The 19454-nt window shown below is 37.7% G+C and carries 18 protein-coding genes and 1 tRNA gene; 11 read left to right on the forward strand and 8 right to left on the reverse strand.

Annotated elements, in window-relative coordinates; genetic code table 11:
• The first annotated feature begins 210 nt into the window (after positions 1 to 210).
• Genes ACJJVU_RS03585 through ACJJVU_RS03600 form a run of 4 tightly spaced genes read left to right on the forward strand, consistent with a single transcriptional unit; the run spans position 211 to position 4068 of the window.
• Entirely contained in the window at positions 211 to 1101 is an 891-nt protein-coding gene (locus ACJJVU_RS03585) for a pseudouridine synthase (protein ID WP_298329443.1), read from the forward strand.
• A gap of 6 nt (positions 1102 to 1107) precedes the next feature.
• Positions 1108 to 1827 carry a glycosyltransferase family 2 protein gene (locus ACJJVU_RS03590; protein WP_405222367.1) on the forward strand — a complete coding sequence of 240 codons (720 nt, stop codon included), beginning with the start codon at positions 1108 to 1110 and terminating at the stop codon, positions 1825 to 1827.
• Positions 1820 to 2440 (forward strand): lipid-A-disaccharide synthase N-terminal domain-containing protein, encoded by a 621-nt coding sequence (locus ACJJVU_RS03595; RefSeq protein WP_035335594.1) that lies wholly within the window; start codon positions 1820 to 1822, stop codon positions 2438 to 2440. Before ACJJVU_RS03590 ends, ACJJVU_RS03595 begins: the two co-directional genes overlap by 8 nt.
• Positions 2437 to 4068: an ArnT family glycosyltransferase gene (locus tag ACJJVU_RS03600; protein ID WP_405222371.1), complete on the forward strand. Its 1632-nt coding sequence runs from the start codon at positions 2437 to 2439 to the stop codon at positions 4066 to 4068. The genes ACJJVU_RS03595 and ACJJVU_RS03600 overlap by 4 nt, the downstream gene beginning before the upstream one ends.
• 1 nt (position 4069) lies before the next feature.
• Here the strand turns inward: ACJJVU_RS03600 and ACJJVU_RS03605 are convergent, their stop codons facing one another.
• From ACJJVU_RS03605 to ACJJVU_RS03620, 4 genes are read right to left on the reverse strand one after another with little or no spacing between them, the layout of a single operon-like run.
• Positions 4070 to 5506: a mannosyltransferase gene (locus ACJJVU_RS03605; protein WP_405222374.1), complete on the reverse strand. Its 1437-nt coding sequence runs from the start codon at positions 5504 to 5506 to the stop codon at positions 4070 to 4072.
• Positions 5503 to 6993 (reverse strand): cellulose synthase family protein, encoded by a 1491-nt coding sequence (locus ACJJVU_RS03610; protein ID WP_405222377.1) that lies wholly within the window; start codon positions 6991 to 6993, stop codon positions 5503 to 5505. The genes ACJJVU_RS03605 and ACJJVU_RS03610 overlap by 4 nt, the downstream gene beginning before the upstream one ends.
• Positions 6990 to 7700, reverse strand: coding sequence for a glycosyltransferase family 2 protein (locus tag ACJJVU_RS03615; protein WP_405222380.1), 711 nt, complete (start codon positions 7698 to 7700; stop codon positions 6990 to 6992). Before ACJJVU_RS03615 ends, ACJJVU_RS03610 begins: the two co-directional genes overlap by 4 nt.
• 4 nt (positions 7701 to 7704) lie before the next feature.
• Positions 7705 to 8187 (reverse strand): toxin-antitoxin system YwqK family antitoxin, encoded by a 483-nt coding sequence (locus ACJJVU_RS03620; protein WP_298329424.1) that lies wholly within the window; start codon positions 8185 to 8187, stop codon positions 7705 to 7707.
• A 67-nt stretch (positions 8188 to 8254) separates the two neighbouring features.
• Here ACJJVU_RS03620 and ACJJVU_RS03625 point away from each other — a divergent pair, with 67 nt between their 5' ends.
• Together ACJJVU_RS03625 and ACJJVU_RS03630 are read left to right on the forward strand one after the other, a co-directional pair.
• Complete coding sequence (locus ACJJVU_RS03625) at positions 8255 to 9367, forward strand: NAD(P)/FAD-dependent oxidoreductase (RefSeq protein ID WP_405222383.1); 1113 nt, start codon at positions 8255 to 8257, stop codon at positions 9365 to 9367.
• 83 nt (positions 9368 to 9450) lie between these two features.
• Positions 9451 to 9909 (forward strand): hypothetical protein, encoded by a 459-nt coding sequence (locus ACJJVU_RS03630; protein WP_013751029.1) that lies wholly within the window; start codon positions 9451 to 9453, stop codon positions 9907 to 9909.
• On the opposite strand, the gene ACJJVU_RS03635 is transcribed toward ACJJVU_RS03630, so the two are convergent.
• Entirely contained in the window at positions 9893 to 10849 is a 957-nt protein-coding gene (locus ACJJVU_RS03635) for an ABC transporter ATP-binding protein (protein WP_405222386.1), read from the reverse strand. The two genes, ACJJVU_RS03630 and ACJJVU_RS03635, sit on opposite strands and share 17 nt — an antisense overlap.
• A gap of 89 nt (positions 10850 to 10938) precedes the next feature.
• Here ACJJVU_RS03635 and ACJJVU_RS03640 point away from each other — a divergent pair, with 89 nt between their 5' ends.
• The 3 genes from ACJJVU_RS03640 (at position 10939) to ACJJVU_RS03650 (ending at position 13610) form a co-directional block, all read left to right on the forward strand.
• On the forward strand, positions 10939 to 11910 hold the full coding sequence (locus tag ACJJVU_RS03640; protein ID WP_405222389.1) for a type I phosphomannose isomerase catalytic subunit: 972 nt from the start codon (positions 10939 to 10941) through the stop codon (positions 11908 to 11910).
• Between the two features lie 110 nt (positions 11911 to 12020).
• Positions 12021 to 13247 (forward strand): metallophosphoesterase, encoded by a 1227-nt coding sequence (locus ACJJVU_RS03645; protein ID WP_405222391.1) that lies wholly within the window; start codon positions 12021 to 12023, stop codon positions 13245 to 13247.
• 63 nt (positions 13248 to 13310) lie between these two features.
• Entirely contained in the window at positions 13311 to 13610 is a 300-nt protein-coding gene (locus tag ACJJVU_RS03650) for a co-chaperone YbbN (protein WP_298329410.1), read from the forward strand.
• Between the two features lie 5 nt (positions 13611 to 13615).
• On the opposite strand, the gene ACJJVU_RS03655 is transcribed toward ACJJVU_RS03650, so the two are convergent.
• From ACJJVU_RS03655 to ACJJVU_RS03665, 3 genes are read right to left on the reverse strand one after another with little or no spacing between them, the layout of a single operon-like run.
• The gene (locus ACJJVU_RS03655; RefSeq protein ID WP_405222394.1) at positions 13616 to 14281 is read right to left on the reverse strand and encodes a polysaccharide deacetylase family protein; all 666 of its coding nucleotides are present in this window, start codon (positions 14279 to 14281) and stop codon (positions 13616 to 13618) included.
• On the reverse strand, positions 14282 to 15226 hold the full coding sequence (locus ACJJVU_RS03660) for a TerC/Alx family metal homeostasis membrane protein (protein ID WP_339846809.1): 945 nt from the start codon (positions 15224 to 15226) through the stop codon (positions 14282 to 14284). It abuts the gene before it with no gap.
• Between the two features lie 8 nt (positions 15227 to 15234).
• Entirely contained in the window at positions 15235 to 18558 is a 3324-nt protein-coding gene (locus tag ACJJVU_RS03665; protein WP_405222398.1) for a protein O-mannosyl-transferase family, read from the reverse strand.
• A gap of 253 nt (positions 18559 to 18811) precedes the next feature.
• Here ACJJVU_RS03665 and ACJJVU_RS03670 point away from each other — a divergent pair.
• Together ACJJVU_RS03670 and ACJJVU_RS03675 are read left to right on the forward strand one after the other, a co-directional pair.
• A tRNA-Gln gene (locus ACJJVU_RS03670) sits at positions 18812 to 18884 on the forward strand.
• A gap of 221 nt (positions 18885 to 19105) precedes the next feature.
• The gene (locus ACJJVU_RS03675) at positions 19106 to 19375 is read left to right on the forward strand and encodes a Rho termination factor (RefSeq protein ID WP_405222401.1); all 270 of its coding nucleotides are present in this window, start codon (positions 19106 to 19108) and stop codon (positions 19373 to 19375) included.
• The last annotated feature ends 79 nt before the right edge of the window (positions 19376 to 19454 follow it).

Raw genomic sequence — 19454 nt, forward strand, 5'->3', positions numbered from 1 at the left:
CAGCTTTAGGATTTTAATTGTCAGTATTTATCCAGACGTTTATATGGTTTTAGATGTAATGAGAGTAGTATGTTGGGCTTGTTTTACTTCATAAAAGCTTCTTTGTAATGCGGTCAAATTTTCGCGAAAGCGAGCAACTTATTATTATGCTCACTAGGTAGTAAAAGAGTACGGAGTAAATCTTACCTTTGCAGCTTAAACAATAATGTAATGAGCAGAGGAGCAGATAATAGAGGAAAAGGAAAACCATCTGGGCGTAGTGGCGCTGGCGGAAAGCAAAAGAGTGGTTCTAGAGGGACACAACCCGTGCGTAAACAAGCGAATAAACCAGTAGGAAAACCTAAGGATATAGCCTTTGATGCACCAAAAAGACAAGCGCCTAGAAAGAAGGATGACGGAACGATGCGCCTTAATAAATATATAGCAAACTCAGGTATTTGTTCTCGTCGTGAGGCAGATATGTATATCTCTATAGGTCAAGTTACCGTAAATGGTAAGGTGGTTAATGAGATGGGTTATCAAGTAAAACTAGAGGATGATGTTCGTTTTGATGGACGTCGTATCAATCCTGAGGCAAAAGCTTATGTGTTGCTTAACAAGCCTAAAGGCTTTGCAACTACAACAAGTAATGATAAAGGAAATACAGTTATGGATCTTGTTGCAGGATCCACTAAATCTCGTATACAACCTATAGGTAGATTAGGTCGTAATGCGATGGGATTATTACTTTTTACTAATGATGATGAACTTGTACAGAAATTTACAAATTCTAAAAAAGGAGTAGATAAGTTATACCACGTAGAGCTTTCTAACAACTTGAAAGGTGCAGATATTGAGCGAATCAATGAAGGTCTTAAGATTGATGGCAAAACAATTACCGTAGACGAAATAAGCTATGTAGATGGAGCGCCAAAAAAGGAAGTAGGTCTTCGTATTAGAAATACTGGAAATAGTGTTATACGCACTATTTTTGAACACCTTAACTACGAGGTGGTACGTGTAGATTGTGTTACTATCGCTGGACTTACAAAGAAAGATTTACCTAGAGGTCACTGGAGACACTTAACAAAACAAGAGGTTGTAAATCTTAAAAACGGATAGGTTTTTATGGAGTATCGTCTTACCATCGTAGTCCCAGTTTATAACGAAGAAGATAACCTCGCAAGGGTAGAGTCTGAGTTTGAAACTTATTTTAAAACGGCCTCTGCAAAGAGTAAGGTGCTGTTTGTAAACGATGGTTCTAAGGATACCAGTCTTGATATCATCAAGGAGATTTGCGCTAGAAATGCCGACTTTGAATATATAGCATTTACAGAAAATTGCGGACTAAGTGCCGCAATTAAAGCCGGATTTGATCACGCAGATACAGAACTCGTAGGTTATATAGATAGTGACTTACAGACGTCTCCAGAAGATTTTAATGTGCTTATTAAAAAAATAGGACCCTATGATCTTGTGACTGGCGTGCGTGCAGATCGTAAGGATAAGTTTGTAAAAAACATGTCTTCTAAGATCGCAAATGGGATACGCCGTTCGTTTACACATGATGGGATGGATGACACTGGTTGTCCGCTTAAAATTATAAAAACGGAGTACGCCCAGCGCATACCTATGTTTAAAGGATTGCACCGTTTTCTTCCTGCAATGATTTTATTGCAGCATGGAAAAGTAAAACAAGTTCCTGTAAGACACTTCCCGCGTATTGCTGGAGAGGCAAAATTTGGTGTTTGGAACAGATTATTGGGTCCACTTATGGATTGCTTTGCCTATCTCTGGATGAAGAAAAAGTACATCAATTATAAAGTAGGTAGTACAAGCCGTGGATAGTCTGTCGCTACTTGCCGTACTTGCGCAGCTTCTCTTTGGAGGGCGTATGTTATCGCAGTGGTTGTTATCTGAAAAGAGAAAAAAAGTAGTTACACCGCTTACGTTCTGGTGGCTTAGTCTTTCTGGATCTTTTGTACTATTTATTTATGGTTATTTCCGTACGGACTTCCCGCTCATGCTGGGTCAGGTGCTGGGATATATCATTTACATAAGAAATTTACAAATCCAAAAGCAGTGGAAATTGTTACCTAAATGGTCTCAGTTTTTAATCATTGCCATTCCTATCGGGATTATTGCATACGGGTGGAATAATGGTAAGTTTGACCTCGCAGCATTGTTCTCAAAAGAGGAGATGAGCACCTGGTTACTTACTCTTGGAATCGTAGCACAAGTATTATTTACACTTCGTTTTGTGTACCAGTGGTTTCATGCAGAAAAGAATAAAGAAGCAACACTACCTCTTGGGTTCTGGTTGTTTTCTTTTACGGGAGGACTTCTCTCGTTGCTGTATTTCTTATACCGTGTAGATTATGTAATGGTGCTCTCTTATGGGTTAGGAACCTTTATCTACGCACGCAATATTTATCTTCATTATAAATCTCAAAAGGCTTGATCAAACTCATAGAAAAGCGGCCTGTTCTCACAATCATTATCGTGGTTGGAGTTTTGTTATTGCCTTTTCTTGATGTACTAGAAGTGACGATCATGGAAGCTCGCAACTTTGTGACAGCCCGAGAAATGCTTACTGATGGTAACTGGATACTGACCACTATGAATGGTGAACCTCGCTATGAAAAGCCTCCTTTGCCAACATGGTTAACGGCAATTTCGGCTGGAATTGTTGGTGTGAACAGTGTGTGGGGAATGCGTTTTCCAGCAGTACTAATGGTGATGTTGTTGGGGAGTATGATATATACGCTTTCGCGAAAGCTGACTCTTACTAAGCGCAATAGTCTTATTAATGCACTCGTAACTATAACGTCATTATATGTTATTCTTATAGTTTTTGAAGCGCCATGGGATATATATGCACATGCATTTATGCTCACGGCAATCTACTGTATTTTCAAAGGATTAAGTCAAGATATATTAGAAGGGAATATAACAACTTGGCTTCTCGCTGCTTTATGTATAGGAGCTTCTGTGTTGAGCAAAGGTCCTGTTTCTTTATATGTATTGTTTTTGCCATTTCTGATTGCTTATGTCGTAATCTATAGAAGAGAAACAGAACGTAGAAAGTGGTTGCCAGTAACGGTTGTTTTGCTAGGAGGGTTATTATTAGGTTTTAGTTGGTACGGTTATGTACGTGCTATAGATCCGGAAACTTTTGCAGCGATAGCATCAAAAGAAACAGGAAACTGGACGAGTTATAATGTAAGGCCTTTTTATTACTACTGGAGCTTCTTTGTACAAAGCGGATTATGGACAATTCCAGCCTTTATAAGTCTATTGTATCCTTATCTGAAGACTAGGGTTTCTAATAGAAAAGCATATCGCTTTACATTTTTGTGGACCATTATCGCTGTCGGACTACTTTCTATTATTCCAGAGAAAAAGTCTCGATACCTCATGCCTGTGCTTATACCACTAGCTATGAATGTTGGTTTTTATGTCACTTATCTCGTAAAACGTTTCAGCGAATTAAAAGATAGAAAAGAGATTATCCCCGTGTACTTTAATGTTGGCTTATTGCTTTTAATATTTATAGCTGTACCTCTTGCATTTGTATATTTTGCCATAACGAACTCAATAGCCATACATGTTATTGCTATAATCGCTTTTCTGATAGTCCTTATAATTGCAATTTATATCATGCGTGCTTTGATGCGTAAAAGCATATACCATGTTTTTCTGCTTATAGTGTTCGCTGTTATTTGTACAGCGATAGGAAGTCTATCTGTCCTTAAAAACAACCTGTTTAATGAATATTACAGCGCATTTAACGATGAGATACTAAAAAGCAGCACACCATTGTACAGTTTTGAAATGGGTGCACCTGAGGTATTCTGGGAAGCTGGGAAGAAAATCATTATGCTTGACTCTGAAGAGCCTGTACTGGTAGATGAAAGATTCTACTTGTTATTATGTTCAGATTGTGAAACTGTTCTTGCAGAGAAGTTTAATGGCTATCAAGCAACGTATATTCAAGACTTTGATTTTAATTATAATGCCACAAGTAGTAAGGCTTATAAAGATAGGAAGTCTGGAAAAGTGTATGAAATGATTAAGGTGGGGAAATAATCTAGCTCTTAATGGCGGTCTTTGTCATTACAGTAACCTTAGAAGGTCTATAAACTTCCCAGATAAAAAATACGATTACAATAATATATTCTATTGCCACTAGCCATAAGTTTTCATTGAATCCATTTGCGCCGTATGCGGCATAGCTTAGCATCACGGTTGCACTCCATACTAGTGGAAAGCGATAGCGTGTAAACACACACAAAAGTAAAGGAGTAGCCACATACCAAGGATGAACAGTGGTAGACATTAAAAAGTAAAAGGAGATACCAATAAGTATTGCTGTAATGGTTGCTTGTAATGATCTGTTATTTCTAAAAAAGGCTATAACTATCAGAAAACCTAACACAATCTTAGGGAGTAAAGGACCTACGTCTCCTATGATGTTCCAACCTATCGTTTGATAACCTATGTATCTAATAATATAGTAGACGCTAGCATTAAATTCAAATTTCTTAAACCATAACGCAATGGATGCTCCAAAGTTTTCGGCAAACTCATTTGTGAGAAATGGTAAGAAGGTCAATATGACTACTCCAATCACAATCAAATAGAAATAAACGAGACGAGGTAGGTTTTTTGTTATTTCGCGAAAGCGGACTTTCCAAGGATAAGAGCTTCTAAAGTGGGTTGTTTTTCTATCACCACGAGTTAAGAAGTATTGCATGAAAAATGGCAGAAAGAGTAAAGGTAATAACTTAGTAGATATAGATAATGCTATCATAATAGCACTTAATATCCACTTACCTTGAGCCAATAAATACAAGGATAAGACGACAAAAAATAGCATTACAGACTCAAAATGCAGATTGCCCGTCATCTCAATAATGATAAAAGGATTAAGCGCATACCAGAAGATATTATGAATGGGTAAGCCTAACTTTTGTAACAATTTCTTACCGTAAATGATAATCCCAACATCTGCTAGAATAATGGTAATTCTAAAAACGATAGCTGCGCCAATGATGCTATTGCCAGAGAATAATCCTGCAATTCCAAATATAAGTTGGTTTACGGGTGGGTAATTTGTAAAGTGACTTCCGTTAAGTGCTCCCATTCCCTCATAGAGCTGTCTTGCTTGCGCTACAATCTGGAGATTGCCTGCTTCTATATAGCTTTGAGGAGTTGTTAAATATGGATTGAGACCTTGTGTAAACATGCGCCCGTCCCATATAAAGCGATAAAAATCTTGAGAGAGATTTGGGATTACAGGTATAAATATGAGTCTTAATGCTACTGCAAAGACGAGTAGTAAAGAGAAGTCATTTTTGCCTTTGCTTACTATGAAGTAAAAGCAAGCAAAAAGTATGCTGTACAGACTTAGTAGGAGTACGGTGTTAGCTCTTTCTAGTTGAAAAGCAAAGAGGTAATAGGTAACTAAGGAAACAATCGCTAGTGCGATAGGAGTTTTTTGATATTTCCAAAGACGTGCTATCACGCTTTACTCGTAAGAGATTTAAAAAACACAAAACCAAATCCCATGAATAACATAAAGTGAAAAGGGAATAATCCAAAATCACCACCTTGATCACCTACGACAGATGCATAGTACATCCCAAAACCAAAGTACAACATCAAAAGTCCTTCAAAAATTACATTGATAGATATGTTCTTTTTGAGATATTTATTGCCTTTCCAAGAGTCTTTGAGTTCGCTTATGTTAAACTTAGGCGTACGTATAAAATCACTTCGTTTACCTAGGTGACCTTCTATTACTGCTATAGAGTTATGAAGTGAGAATCCCATGGCAATACTAAAGAACACAAAGAACATCCCCGTGTATTTTAAAAATTGCTTGAAACCTCCACCATATATACTTTTAAACATAAACCAGTAGCAGATAAAGAAAATCACACTACTTATTACAAAGAAAGACATCACATAAAAATATGGCTTTAAATGTGCGTATTCGTTCTTGATGTGTAACATAGGTATGCTCAATATTGCTACAATAAGAACATTTAAAAACATGGTACTATTTAAAAGGTGTAGTAAGCCATGCATTTTTGTTTTTGGAGAAATAGTTTTGCTAGTCAAAACTTTTCTAGACATTTTCTGGAAGTTCTCTGCCCCTCCTTTATTCCATCGAAACTGTTGAGAGCGTGCAGCACTTATTACTACTGGAAGCTCTGCAGGAGTTTCTACATCCTCTAGGTATTTAAATTTCCAGTTTTTGAGTTGGGCACGGTAGCTTAGGTCAAGATCTTCTGTAAGGGTATCACCTTCCCAGTTTCCTGCATCTTCTATGCACTGCTTGCGCCATAAGCCAGCAGTTCCATTAAAGTTTATAAAATGTCCTTTACTATTTCTACCTACTTGTTCTAGTGTAAAATGTGCATCAAGTGCAAAAGCCTGCACTTTCGTAAGCAAAGAATAATCTCTATTTATATGTCCCCAGCGAGTTTGTACAACGCCTATATTGCGATCCTTAAAGTAAGGAACGGTGCGCTGTAGCCAGTTAGGTTCTGGAAGAAAATCTGCATCAAATATGGCGATAAATTCGCCTTTTGCAACTTTAAGTCCTTCCTTTAAAGCACCGGCTTTAAAACCTGAACGGTCTGTACGAGTAACATGTTTTATGTCTAGTCCTTTATCGCTAAGGCGTTTTATGTGATTTCTTGTAGTTTCAAAAGACTCATCTGTACTATCATCTAGCACTTGGATTTCAAGCTTATTTGCAGGGTAGTCTAAGAGCGCAATATTATCTAGTAGACGTTCCATTACATACAGTTCATTATATACTGGAAGCTGTATCGTTACAAATGGAATTTGTGCTGGATCTTTAAAATTAAATAGGACAGCGTCATCTTTCTTGCGCTGTGCGCGCAAGTAATTAAAAAGTAAGTTGAGCTGGGATAAGCTATACGCAAATATGATAATAAGCGAAATCGTGTAAATAACAATAATAACGGTTTCTAATATCATTTCTTAAAACTGTATTTGAAAATCCATCCTAGTATTTTAACTCCTGCCATTACTGCACCTTTTACTGTACCAGAGACTTTAGAAACACCTATGCGATTGCGATAAGTTACCGGGACTTCTATATAATTCATTTTTTTCTTTAAAACCTTGAGTTGCATTTCAACCGTCCAGCCGTAGGTTTTGTCTTCCATCTGTAAGGCGAGTAAGCTATCATATTTCATAGCTCTAAAAGGACCTAGATCTGTAAAGTTTGCTCCAAAGAATAGCGTCATTAATGAAGTAGCAAGCCAATTTCCAAAAATCTGTGGAGTGGTCATTGATCCGCTTTCGCGAAAGCGTTTGTCTCTAGCACCTATAACCATGTCGTAATCTCCATTAATAATAGGAGTGACTATCTTAGTAAGCTCTTCTGGATAATCACTATAATCACCATCCAGAAAGACGACGATGTCTGGGCGTTGTGCAACATCATCTACACCCACGGTTGCTATATATTCCATACCCTTGAGGCAGGCATATCCGTAACCTTTGCGTTCTTCTCTTAGTACTGTAGCGCCATTTTCTCTCGCGACTTGTTCTGTATTATCTGTAGAGGCATTGCTTACTACAATAACTTCACTCACAGCAGTAGGAATGTCTCGTAGCACATGACCTATGGAGTCTTGCTCGTTGTAAGCTGGTATTATTACTTTAATAAGGGGAGTCATAACGCTAGTAGAGTGATACATCAGGATTATCGCGGCGGAAATCACGTATGCTTGTCCACGCGCCTTTTAATTGATTCTTCTCGTATTTTTCTACCTTAAAAAGTTTTTTGTTTTTATATACGAGACAGAAACCATGTAAATGATTGTCAACGTACTGGCTTTTTCTAGTTTCTTGGCGCGCAAGGTCGTAAAAAATCCACCAATTTTGGGCAATTCCGTCCTCATAATGCCCTTCCTTAGTCAGTTTTCCTTGATTATCGTAATAATGCCAGTACTTTGATTTCTTATTAGTTTGATAATGTCCCTCGGCGGCGATGGTTCCATTCTCGTGATAAAATTTCCAGTATTTTACCTTTTGCTCTCCCATTATCCATCCTTCTGCTTGAATGGTGCCATCATCATGATATAGCTTGCTATACATTCTCGGCTCTGGGAGTGAAAATGCTATAAAAGCTAGTAAGATCGTAGTAATTGCCTGCGCTGTCATACGAGTGTTAGACGAGAGAAATTTGAGGCACTAACATAGAACACGTATTTTTAATGAAAAATATCTAATGAATCTAAGTTTCTGGGAGCGAGAATCGTGGTTTAATAATGTAGATTACACCATTGTAGGCAGCGGTATTGTGGGTTTAATGTGTGCAATACGCTTACGCGAAAAAAATGCCAACTCAAAAATAGTTATTCTAGAAAAAGGTTTACTTCCTAATGGGGCGAGTACAAAAAATGCTGGTTTTGCATGCTTTGGAAGTATTTCAGAATTACTAGAAGATCTCAAAACACACTCAGAAGAAGAGGTGATCTCTCTAGTTAAACAACGTGTGGAAGGTTTACAACTGTTGAGAAGTATGCTTGGAGATGAACAAATAGACTATCAAGAGCATGGAGGTTATGAGCTTTTTACTTCAAATGATACCGTGCTGTATGAGGAATGTGTACAGAATCTAGCTCACATAAATAAGTTGCTATTTCCTACTTTTAATAAAGAAGTGTACACGCTGCAGGATGATGCATTTGGTTTTGATGATATAGAAAATAAGGTGATTTTTAATAATTGCGAAGGCCAGATAGATACGGGAATGATGATGAGTGCACTTCTCAAACTCGCACATGCTAAAGGGATACTCATATTAAATAGTATGACCGTAAACTCTTATAAAGAAGAAGCCGAGAGCGTAGCAGTTGTAACTGCTCACAATACATTCTCTACAAAAAAGCTCTTCATTGCTACAAATGGTTTTGCAAGCACGCTAGGACTTAGCGAAGTAAAACCAGCGAGAGCACAGGTGTTAATCACACATCCTATTCCAGAACTCAAAGTGAAAGGCACTTTTCATCTCGATAAAGGATACTATTACTTTAGAAATATAAATAACAGAATTCTTCTAGGTGGAGGGAGAAATCTAGATATACAAGGAGAGGAAACGATGGTGATGTCTCAAACAGCACTTATTCAAAATGAATTAGAACGACTGCTGGCTGAGGTGATTTTACCTAATACCCCTCATACTATAGATCACAGATGGAGTGGTATCATGGGTGTGGGTATTCAAAAAAAGCCCATCGTTAAGAAAATATCTCAACATACTTATTGCGGAGTACGGCTAGGAGGAATGGGAGTTGCCATAGGAAGTACCATAGGTAAGAATCTAGCAGATTTAATTTAGAATTTTATAGCTAGCAATTGTAACCTTTTATGTGTTTACACGTATAATAGGTTTATTGTCACATAACCATAGGCAAGTAATTTATGAATCATCAAGAAATAAAATTAGAACTCTTTACAAAGTGCACGCAGTGGATTGTAAACCGTCGCAATAAGGTGGAAACCGTGATTGCAGATATCATGGAATCTCTAGAAGATGAGACTAAGAGTTCAGCAGGAGATAAGCATGAGACTGGAAGGGCAATGCTACAGATAGATCGTGAGCAAGCGGGTGAGCAACTTAAAGAAATAGGCAAGATAGAAGATGCCTTATCTAAAGTTGATATAAAGGTGAAGAGTGATTACGTGCGTCTAGGTAGTGTAGTGCATACCTCTACAAATCGTTTCTTTATCTCAGTTTCGGCAGGAGAAATAAAAATAGAAGGAAGACCTTATTATGCGATAGCACTTGCATCGCCTATGGGGCAGTTATTACTGAGTAAGAAAAAAGGTGATGTAGTACGCTTTCGCGAAAGCGATATTACCATTACTTCGGTGTATTAATTCTTAAGCCTAGTGTGACATCTGTATGCGTGGGATATGAAACTGATGCGTTAAAAAGAACAGTTTTATCTCCTACCATAGCGGTTACCAAATAGTGTGAACCCATAAAATAGCAATCTATAACGGTTGCTATTTTTCCATCTGGAACTGTAGTAATCTCGTGAGGATGTAATAAGAGGGTAGCATCACCTTGATAATCTTTGAAAAACCAAGTTTTAGGTAGTTCATTAATATCTCCAAAAAGCGAACCAACATAATAGTTGGGCGGGTTTTTATATAGTTTTAATGTTTCCTCATGGGCGATTACTTTTCCGCTTTTCATCACTACTGTTTTATCCATAAATGCAAGTACATCTGTACTATCATGCGTGGCAACAAGGCAGGTGATTTGTTGTTTTTTCAAGTAGCTAAACAACCTACGACGTAATTTGTTTTTTCTAAAGTTGTCTATATGTGAGAATGGCTCGTCTAGCAGTAGTAATTCTGGTTCTTTGGCTAGCGTTTGTGCGAGTGCAACACGTTGTTTTTGACCGCCAGAGAGTGTTTTTACGTGAGCATTTGCATATGCCGTCATTTCTACCACTTCCATGAGCTCATCTGTACGCGCCTTACTCGCTTCAGGCTCTAATCGGCTTAAATATTTATTAATATTTTCTGCTACCGAGGTGAAAGGCATGAGGTCGAAATCCTGAGAAAGATATTTAATAAAAGGCATTCCTGGTATGAGATGATCCTCTGGGCCTGTGATTTTTTCTTCATTCCACGTGATAAATCCTTCATCTAGGTCATAAAGTCCATAAATCATTTTGAGTAAGGTAGTCTTACCACAACCACTTTCTCCTATGAGCGCGATATGATCACCTTGGCTGATAGACAAGTTGATAGGACCTATTGTAAAGCGATTAGAAATATGAAATAGTACATCTTTTAATTTAAGCATAGTGTTTACAAAAATACAGATAGCGAATCAAGAAATAGAAGTGATAGAAAAATTTAAGGTAAGCTGTATATTTGCGACCTATTTAGACTATGAAACTATATCCCCTTTTTTTTACTCCACACTTTAAATACCGCCTATGGGGTGGTGATAAGTTGCGCACAGAGCTCAATAAAGAATTTAGTGGAGATCAGATAGGTGAATCTTGGGAGGTTTCTGATGTAGAAGGCAGCGAGACACAAGTGTCAAATGGAGCGCTTGCTGGAAATACGTTACATGATCTTATTACCACCTTTGGAGCTCAATTTTTAGGAACGTCTGTGCTTGAGAGATTTGGTACAAATTTCCCTTTGCTTATTAAGTTTCTAGATGCCAAAACTCCGCTTTCTATACAAGTTCACCCGGATGATAAGGTAGCAAAGGAGCGTCATAATTCTTTTGGAAAAAATGAGATGTGGTATATCATGCAAGCAGATCATGATGCAAGTATTATTGTTGGTTTTGAAGAGGACACCTCAAAAGAACAATATGAAGAAGCTGTAAAAAGCGGAAACATAGTTGATCTGTTACATACAGAATATATAAAAGAGGGCGATATCTTCCACATACCTACGGGTAGAGTACATGCTATAGGTGCAGGAGTATTACTTGCCGAGATACAGCAAACCTCTGATGTTACTTACCGCATATTTGATTACAATAGGATAGATGCAAAAACTGGAGCTTTGCGAGACTTGCATAGTGAGGAAGCTATCGATGTGGTAGACTTAAAAGGATATGACACTTACAATACTCCTTATAAAACGGAGGTAAACACTGCTGTGTCTATCATGGAAACACCATACTTCCAGACAACATTATTAGCCCTAGAAGGAGAAGCAACAAGGGATTACAGTAATAAGGATTCTTTTACAATCCTTATGTGTGTAGATGGTAGTGCAACGTTCTCATGTGATGATGAGGTGTATGCATTTAAAAAAGGACAAACAGTAGTGCTGCCGGCGGTTGTAAATGAACTTTCATTTGCAAGTAGTCATGCAAAAATTCTAGAAGTTACTGTTTGATAGGTACGCTTTCGCGAAAGCGTATGTAAATAATACCTTTATAGTTAAAGAAACGTGAAACGGAACTCTACTAATAGTTCACCCTCTATTTTTGCCTAAATTCATAAACTGTGCTCAGATTTATTTTTATTATCCTATTTGTGATTGCCTTAGATATATATGCCTACCAAGCATTTAGATTTCTTGTAAAAGGCCGCTGGGGAACCATTTTATACTTTCTTATTACCGTTTTTATTATAGGAGGGATGATTTATCAATTCTCAACTGGTGGACGACGCAATATGAGTGCGTTGACGCAATTTTTTGTGGTGTCATTTATCATTCTCATTGTTTGCAAGCTAGTAATTATTGCAACTATGTTTGGTGAAGATATCTTTAGGCTCATACGCGGTGGTGTGAATAAAATCTCGACAAGCTCAGAAGGGAAAGCAATCCCCTCCCGCCGTAAATTTGTAAGTCAGATTGCATTAGGGCTAGCAGCAATACCATTTGCATCTATTTTATATGGTGTTATAAAAGGACGTTACAACTTTAAAGTCCTCAAGTATACACTCACCTTTGATGATCTTCCAGCGGCCTTTGATGGTTATAAGATTACTCAGATAAGTGACATACATAGCGGAAGCTTTGATAATAAGGAGAAGGTAAATTATGCCATAGATCTTATCAATGAGCAGGCGAGTGATGCTATCTTATTTACTGGAGATATGGTTAATAATGAAGCGCGCGAGATGGATCAATGGCAAGACTCTTTTGCTCGTTTGCGTGCAAAAGATGGAAAGTACTCTGTCTTAGGAAATCATGATTATGGTGATTATGTAGAGTGGCCTACGCCTCAAGCAAAAATAGATAACCTCAATAGGCTCAAAGAAATCCAAAAAGAAATGGATTTCAAGCTATTACTTAATGAACATCATTTCATTGAAAGAGGAGGTGAGCGACTTGCAATTGTAGGGGTAGAAAACTGGGGTGAGGGCGGATTTAAAAAAGCAGGAGATCTTAATAAAGCAATAAGCGGTCTAGATAAGGAAGACTTTAGGATATTAATGAGTCATGATCCCTCACACTGGGAGTTTGAGGTAAAAGATCATCCAGACCATTTTCACTTAACGCTCAGTGGTCACACCCATGGCATGCAATTTGGTATTGAGATACCAGGTTGGTTTAAATGGAGTCCTGTAAAGTGGCGTTATAAATACTGGGCAGGTATCTATGAAGATGCAAAGCAGTATATAAATGTAAACCGTGGTTTTGGGTATCTTGCTTTTCCTGGAAGGGTAGGAATATGGCCTGAGATAACTGTTATAGAGTTGAAAAAAGGTAGTGCAAACGCATAATACCAAGAATGTGCTATCTTTACTAAGCACGTAATCCTTAATTGATTAATAAAATCCATAGGTATGTCAAAATTTGGAGAACTTATAGACGTAAATATTCCGATACTGTTAGACTTCTATACAGACTGGAATGAGAATTCAATGGCAATGCATCCTGTACTTAGGGAAGTAGCTGCTGCAATAGGCGATAAGGGAAAAGTGATTAAGATAGATGTAGATAAGAATAACAAGCTTGCCGAAGCACTGCGCATTAAAGCTTTGCCTACACTTATTATTTATAAAAACGGAGAGATGATATGGCGTCAAAGCGGGGAGCTAGATGCAAATACCATTATTGGTATTATGGAAGAGTATTCTTATTAACATCATTATAATTTCCCAAAGCTAAATCCAGCATTTTCAAAATACTCAATAACTTTAGGAAGTGCATACTGCAAGTTCTTATATGCTTTTACACTGTCGTGAAAAACGATAATATCTCCATCCTTTGCAGTATCAATTACATTATGTAAACATGCTTCTGGAGTAAGGCTTGATTCCCAGTCATAAGCAACTACACGATACATTACAATTTTATATCCCATCTTGCGCAATGCAGATGCTTGAATGCGCTTTATTTTTCCATATGGTGGTCTAAATAGCGAACTTGATAATGTATCAGGATTACGTTCTATATGCTTGCTCATCTCAAGTTCGGCGAGCTGTGTGTTTTTTAAATACGTATCGTTATCTGTTTTCCATCCCTGTAAGTGATTGTAGGTGTGATTTCCTATGGCGTGACCTTCGGCAAGGATTCTTTTAAACACCTCTGGATGCTTACGCACATTATCACCTATGCAAAAAAAAGTAGCAGGAATGGGTTTGTCTCGCTTTCGCGAAAGCGTATCTAAAACAAAATCGGTCACCTCAGGAATGGGTCCGTCGTCAAAGGTGAGATAGATGGTTTTCTTGCCTTTTGGTTTGCTCCATAAATACCAACTTGGATATAACCAAGTAAAAATAGAAGGCACTCGCGAAGGTTTTAAAAAGCTCATCTATAGTCGTGTCTGATCTTTGCTAAGAGAATACATAACTCCTGCGCCTAGACATACAAAAATAACAACGAGTGATAACCATTCTGGGAACGGATAGTAATGACCTACAATAAGTTTTGCAGCGACAAATAGCAGTATTACAAAAACACTATACTTAAGATACTTAAATCGCTCTAGCATATTAGCTAGGAAGAAATAGAGTGATCTTAAGCCCATAATGGCAAATATATTTGAACTATATACTATAAATGGGTCTTTTGTGATAGCTAGTATTGCTGGTATGCTGTCTAAGGCAAATAATAAGTCTGTGAGTTCTATAGTAACCAGTGCGCCAAATAGCGCTGTAAAAACTCGCTTTCCATCTACTGTAGTGACCCAATTATCTCCGTCTATTATTTTTGAAAATTTAAACCATTTTGCAAGCCCTTTTGGCTCCTCATTCTCTACAGGCTCCTGGTCATCTTTAAGCATCTTAAACGCTGTAAAGAGTAGGATGCCTCCAAAAATGAAATGCATTCCAGGTATTTTATTAATAAGTGTAATGCCTACCCCTATAAGTAGCGCTCTAAATATGATGGCGCCTAAAATCCCTAAAAACAACAGTCTATGTTGGAACTGGCTTGGTATCTTAAAAGAGGTGAAGATTACTGCAATCACAAATAGATTATCTACACTGAGCGATAGCTCCACCAGATAACCTGTTAAGTAGGTGACTACTGCTTTTGTGCCGGAATAATCATAAGGATTTGCTACGAGTCCTGAGCTATAAAACCAATAAATAAGCCCTCCAAAGAGAAGGGCGTTAGTTATAAAAAAGATAGTCTCGTACGATGCTTTTTTAACGCTTATGGTTGTTCCTTTTTTATGAAGTACAAAAAAGTCTATAAGCAGTAGGATAATTATATAGCCTATTAATAAAGCCCATGGTAAAATACGCTCCTGCATCGTTGAGGTTAATTTAAGTCTGTTAGTACTTCATCTTTTACACTGTCTTGCGCTGGGATCTCAATGGACGGTTCAGGTAGTGTTTCAAGTAATTCTTGAGGAACTTCTTCTCCTTCATCATCATCGCCCATTAAATATGGGAACGTGCGCATGTAGTTATCAAAGACTTTTGCTTCTTTTTCAAACAGTTCTCTATCATCATTTATAATAAGAAGATCTACAAGACTTCTATACTTCTCAATATTAGTCAAGATCTCTTCATAATATTTGTATTGAAGCTCTTCATCTACATTGCTAAAGTAGGTGAGCTGCTCTTGATACTTAGTAGCAACTTCTTTCCATATTTCTTGAGCACGTTGTGTTTCTCCTATCTCATAATATCCAGTAATATATGGCTCGACAAGCGTATAAAATTCAAAAATATCTACTGGCATTTTTTCCATAGCGAGATCCATGATTTCCTTAGCTTTTTCTGGCTTATTCTCTGCTAGAAGTTGCTCTACTAGACGTGCCATGTTACCTCTGTAGGTAATAGCATTAGTGCGCGTCTCACGATCGTGATAGATATCTAGGCTTCCGCTGTTACCCCAGTACCATTTCTTTACGATGTCATACATCTTATCTGCATCTACACGTCCCATATCATATGGATTACGAGGATCGATAGGAGTTCTTATAGGAATAAGTTTATAAGCTACACCATCTAGTTGCAAGTAGTCTTTCATCCAGAGGTAGTCATCATCACCAAAGCTTCCACCAGTAAAGTAAATAGGTCGTTCCCAGTTATTGCTAGCAATGATGTCTAGCATAAGAAGCCTATTTTTATAAAGAACATTCCCTTTAAGTTCAATGTCTATGTACGGTACAATTTTATCTGCATCATCCATAGGTACTATCTTATTCTTAAGTACAGTTTCCTTATCCACAGGAATACGTACCTTTTTACTAGGGAAGGTGTTAAAAAACTGTCCTTTAGTGTATTCTACTTTTGTTCTAGGATCATCACTAGCAACAAAGTTCATCCATTGTGATATAGGGATAATAGAGTCCTTGGTTTCTTGATAAAATAGTGCCTCACGATTAGAGGCTGCATACTTATCATGTGTAAGCGAGCTAGGCACCGGCGGACTTTTATATGCCGCTCTCTTCATCTGGTCATAATACCAGTCTGTATTAATCAAACTCGTGTTTACAATACGTACATCGGTGCGATATCCTTCAATTTCTTGAGCATACCAAAGAGCAAACGTATCGTTGTCACCTATTGTAAATATAATGGCATTCTCATCTACAGAGTCTAGATACTTCTTTGCCATGGCAAGTGCCGTTTTCCTTCCTGAGCGATCATGGTCATCCCAGTTTTGTGAGGCAAGCAATACAGGAGCAGCTAGTAAACATATAACAGCCACAATAGGCATTGCTATTTTAGGTTTTATAAAATCTTTTACAATATCAAATAGCGCATACACTCCAAAGCCTATCCACATCGCAAAGACATAGAAGGATCCTACTAAAGCATAATCACGCTCACGAGGTTCAAAAGCACGTTCATTTAGATATACTTTTAATGCTAAGCCTGTAAATAAGAAGAAGACTAGTAATACTGCAAAACGTTTCCAGTCTTTACTTGCGTGAAAAAGTAGACCTAATAATCCAAGTAATAGGGGAAGGAAGAAATAGGTGTTGCGAGCTTTATTATCGGCAACATCAGACGGTAGGTTGTCTTGTGGTCCCAAGAACATACTGTCAATAAAGCCTATTCCAGAAATCCAGTTTCCGTTAAAGTCATCGCCTTTACCTTGTATATCATTTTGTCTTCCTACAAAGTTCCACATGAAGTAACGCCAGTACATATACCCAAACTGGAAGCTGAACATATAATTCATGTTTGCTCCAAAAGATGGTTTTTCTACATCTAGGTAACTCCCTATCTGGCTCTTTAAAAAGGCATCATAACCTTCATAATTTACCTTTCCGTCTCTGTAATCTATCTTGAACTGCGTTACAACATCTTGAAGATACTGGCGATCTTCCTCTGGCATATCAGGATCATACTTGATACTGAATTTCAAAGGACCCGTATATTGCATGTAGTTTGCATTGTTTTCTGGGCTCCACATTCTTGGTAAGATGGCATTGTGCGCATCATCAAGATTTTGCTTTGCATTACGCCATTCATTTACTACAACATATTTTCCAAGCGCTTCGTCTTTCTCGTATAACTTCGGTTTATCGAGGTATGGCGTATCTGGATCTAGCCCAGAATAATCTGAGGTAAATTGTGGTCCATAAAAGAGTTTTGTTTCGGCATATTGCTCACGGTTATAGTAAGCAAGTAATGATCGAGCGTTTGATGGGTTGTTCTCATTAATAGTAGTACCAGCATTTGCACGTATAGGAAGCATCATCCAGCTAGAAAACCCTATAAAAATGTAAAGCATGCAAAGTAGCATGGTGTTGAGAAGTGGTTTGTTGCGCTTTCGCGAAAGCTTAAATCCGTAAACAAATAATCCTATAAGAAGTAAACCTGCTATAATGGTACCGCTATTAAAAGGTAGTCCCATAGAGTTTACAAAGAACACTTCTAAATATCCGAATAATGATAAAGTATAAGGTAGTAGTAACTTGAAAATAAACATCAATATGGCTACAACGATAACGAGTGCTATGATAAGATTTTTGGCAGTTACTTTTTCTGTGTTCTTGAAGAAATAGAGTAAGCCAATTGCTGGGATGGTAAGTAATCCCATAAAGTGAATACCAAATGAGAGTCCTACAATAAAGGATATCAATATGAGCCAGCGATTACCTCTTGGTTCGTGCATGTCACGCTCCCACAATAATCCCAAGTAGAATAAAAGAGAGAGTACCACGGCTGCTGGGGCATATACCTCTGCTTCTACGGCATTAAACCAAAAACTATCTGTAAACGCAAATGCAAGAGCGCCTATAGCCGCACTAGCAAGAACTGCTTGTTGCTTTGTTTTTGTGATAAGTTCTGCATTAATAGTAAGCGACCTTGTGATTAATAAGGTGAGCGACCAGAACATGAAAAGTATGGTAAACGCACTTGTGAGGCACGAGAGATAATTTACAGTAAGTGCTATGTAGGTGGCGTCTGGTGCAAAAATAGAAACAAAGGCTCCTAGTATTTGATATAGTGGTGCTCCCGGTGGGTGGCCTATTTCTAGTTTTGAGGAGGTGGATATGTACTCACCTGCATCCCAAAAACTCGCTGTGGGCTCTACAGTAAGAGAGTAAACAATAAGGGCAATGGCAAATACTGCCCAGCCTAATATCTTATTATACTTCGCAAAATTGAAGTCGGTCATATTATATATTTTGTAAAGGGACGAAGTTAAGCAATACGTGTGATTTGTGGTAACGCGATAGAGGCATTAATTATTGGCCCTACAAAAACTTTTTTTTCTGTCTAGAGTCGCATATTTAATTCAATTTCAAACATTTGAGTAGCATGCTTTGCGTTGGGTGATGATTTGTCATAAAAAAAATCAGATTTTTTTTAAAATAATGTTTGGATTATTAAAACTTTGGTTTAAATTTGCACTCGCTATCAAAAAATAGTGGCCTATGGTGTAACTGGCAACACGTCTGTTTTTGGTGCAGAAGAGTCTAGGTTCGAAACCTAGTGGGCCAACAAGAAACCCGACCTTTAATTAGGTTGGGTTTTTTTATGTGCTTAAGTTTTTAATAATATTCTTACTTATAATACTACGCGCTCAACTATATCTAGATGGTTATGTAGTGCTAGTTTGTGTTCCCTTTAGCCATCGTCATCTTCAATTTCACAAAGTCTCTTAAAAAAGTTATACTATTCTAAAAGCTAATAGCTTTAGTGAGTCAAAAGAGTAACTTTAGATGAAAAGACAAACAATTGTGGATAAGGACAGTAGACCATCAGTTATGAATGAGAAGCAATACGAAGCATTAAAGAATGAGGGAATGAGTAAGGAGAAAGCTGCGCGTATTGCTAATACTCCTGACGCTGGTAAGAAGGGAGGCGCTTCAAAGCCTTATGAAGAGCGCTCTAAAAAGGAGTTGTACAAGCAGGCTCAAGATCTAGACATAGACGGCCGTAGTAAAATGGATAAGGAGGAATTAATTAATGCTTTGAGGGAGGGTCATTGATTTATTTTACGCTTTCGCGAAAGCATAAAAAATCTAGAGCACATCAAGAGTGAATATTCCCTCAAATATTCAGTAATGA

This window comes from Dokdonia sp. Asnod1-B02 (assembly GCF_045063955.1).
In the GTDB taxonomy this organism is placed as follows: Bacteria; Bacteroidota; Bacteroidia; order Flavobacteriales; family Flavobacteriaceae; genus Dokdonia.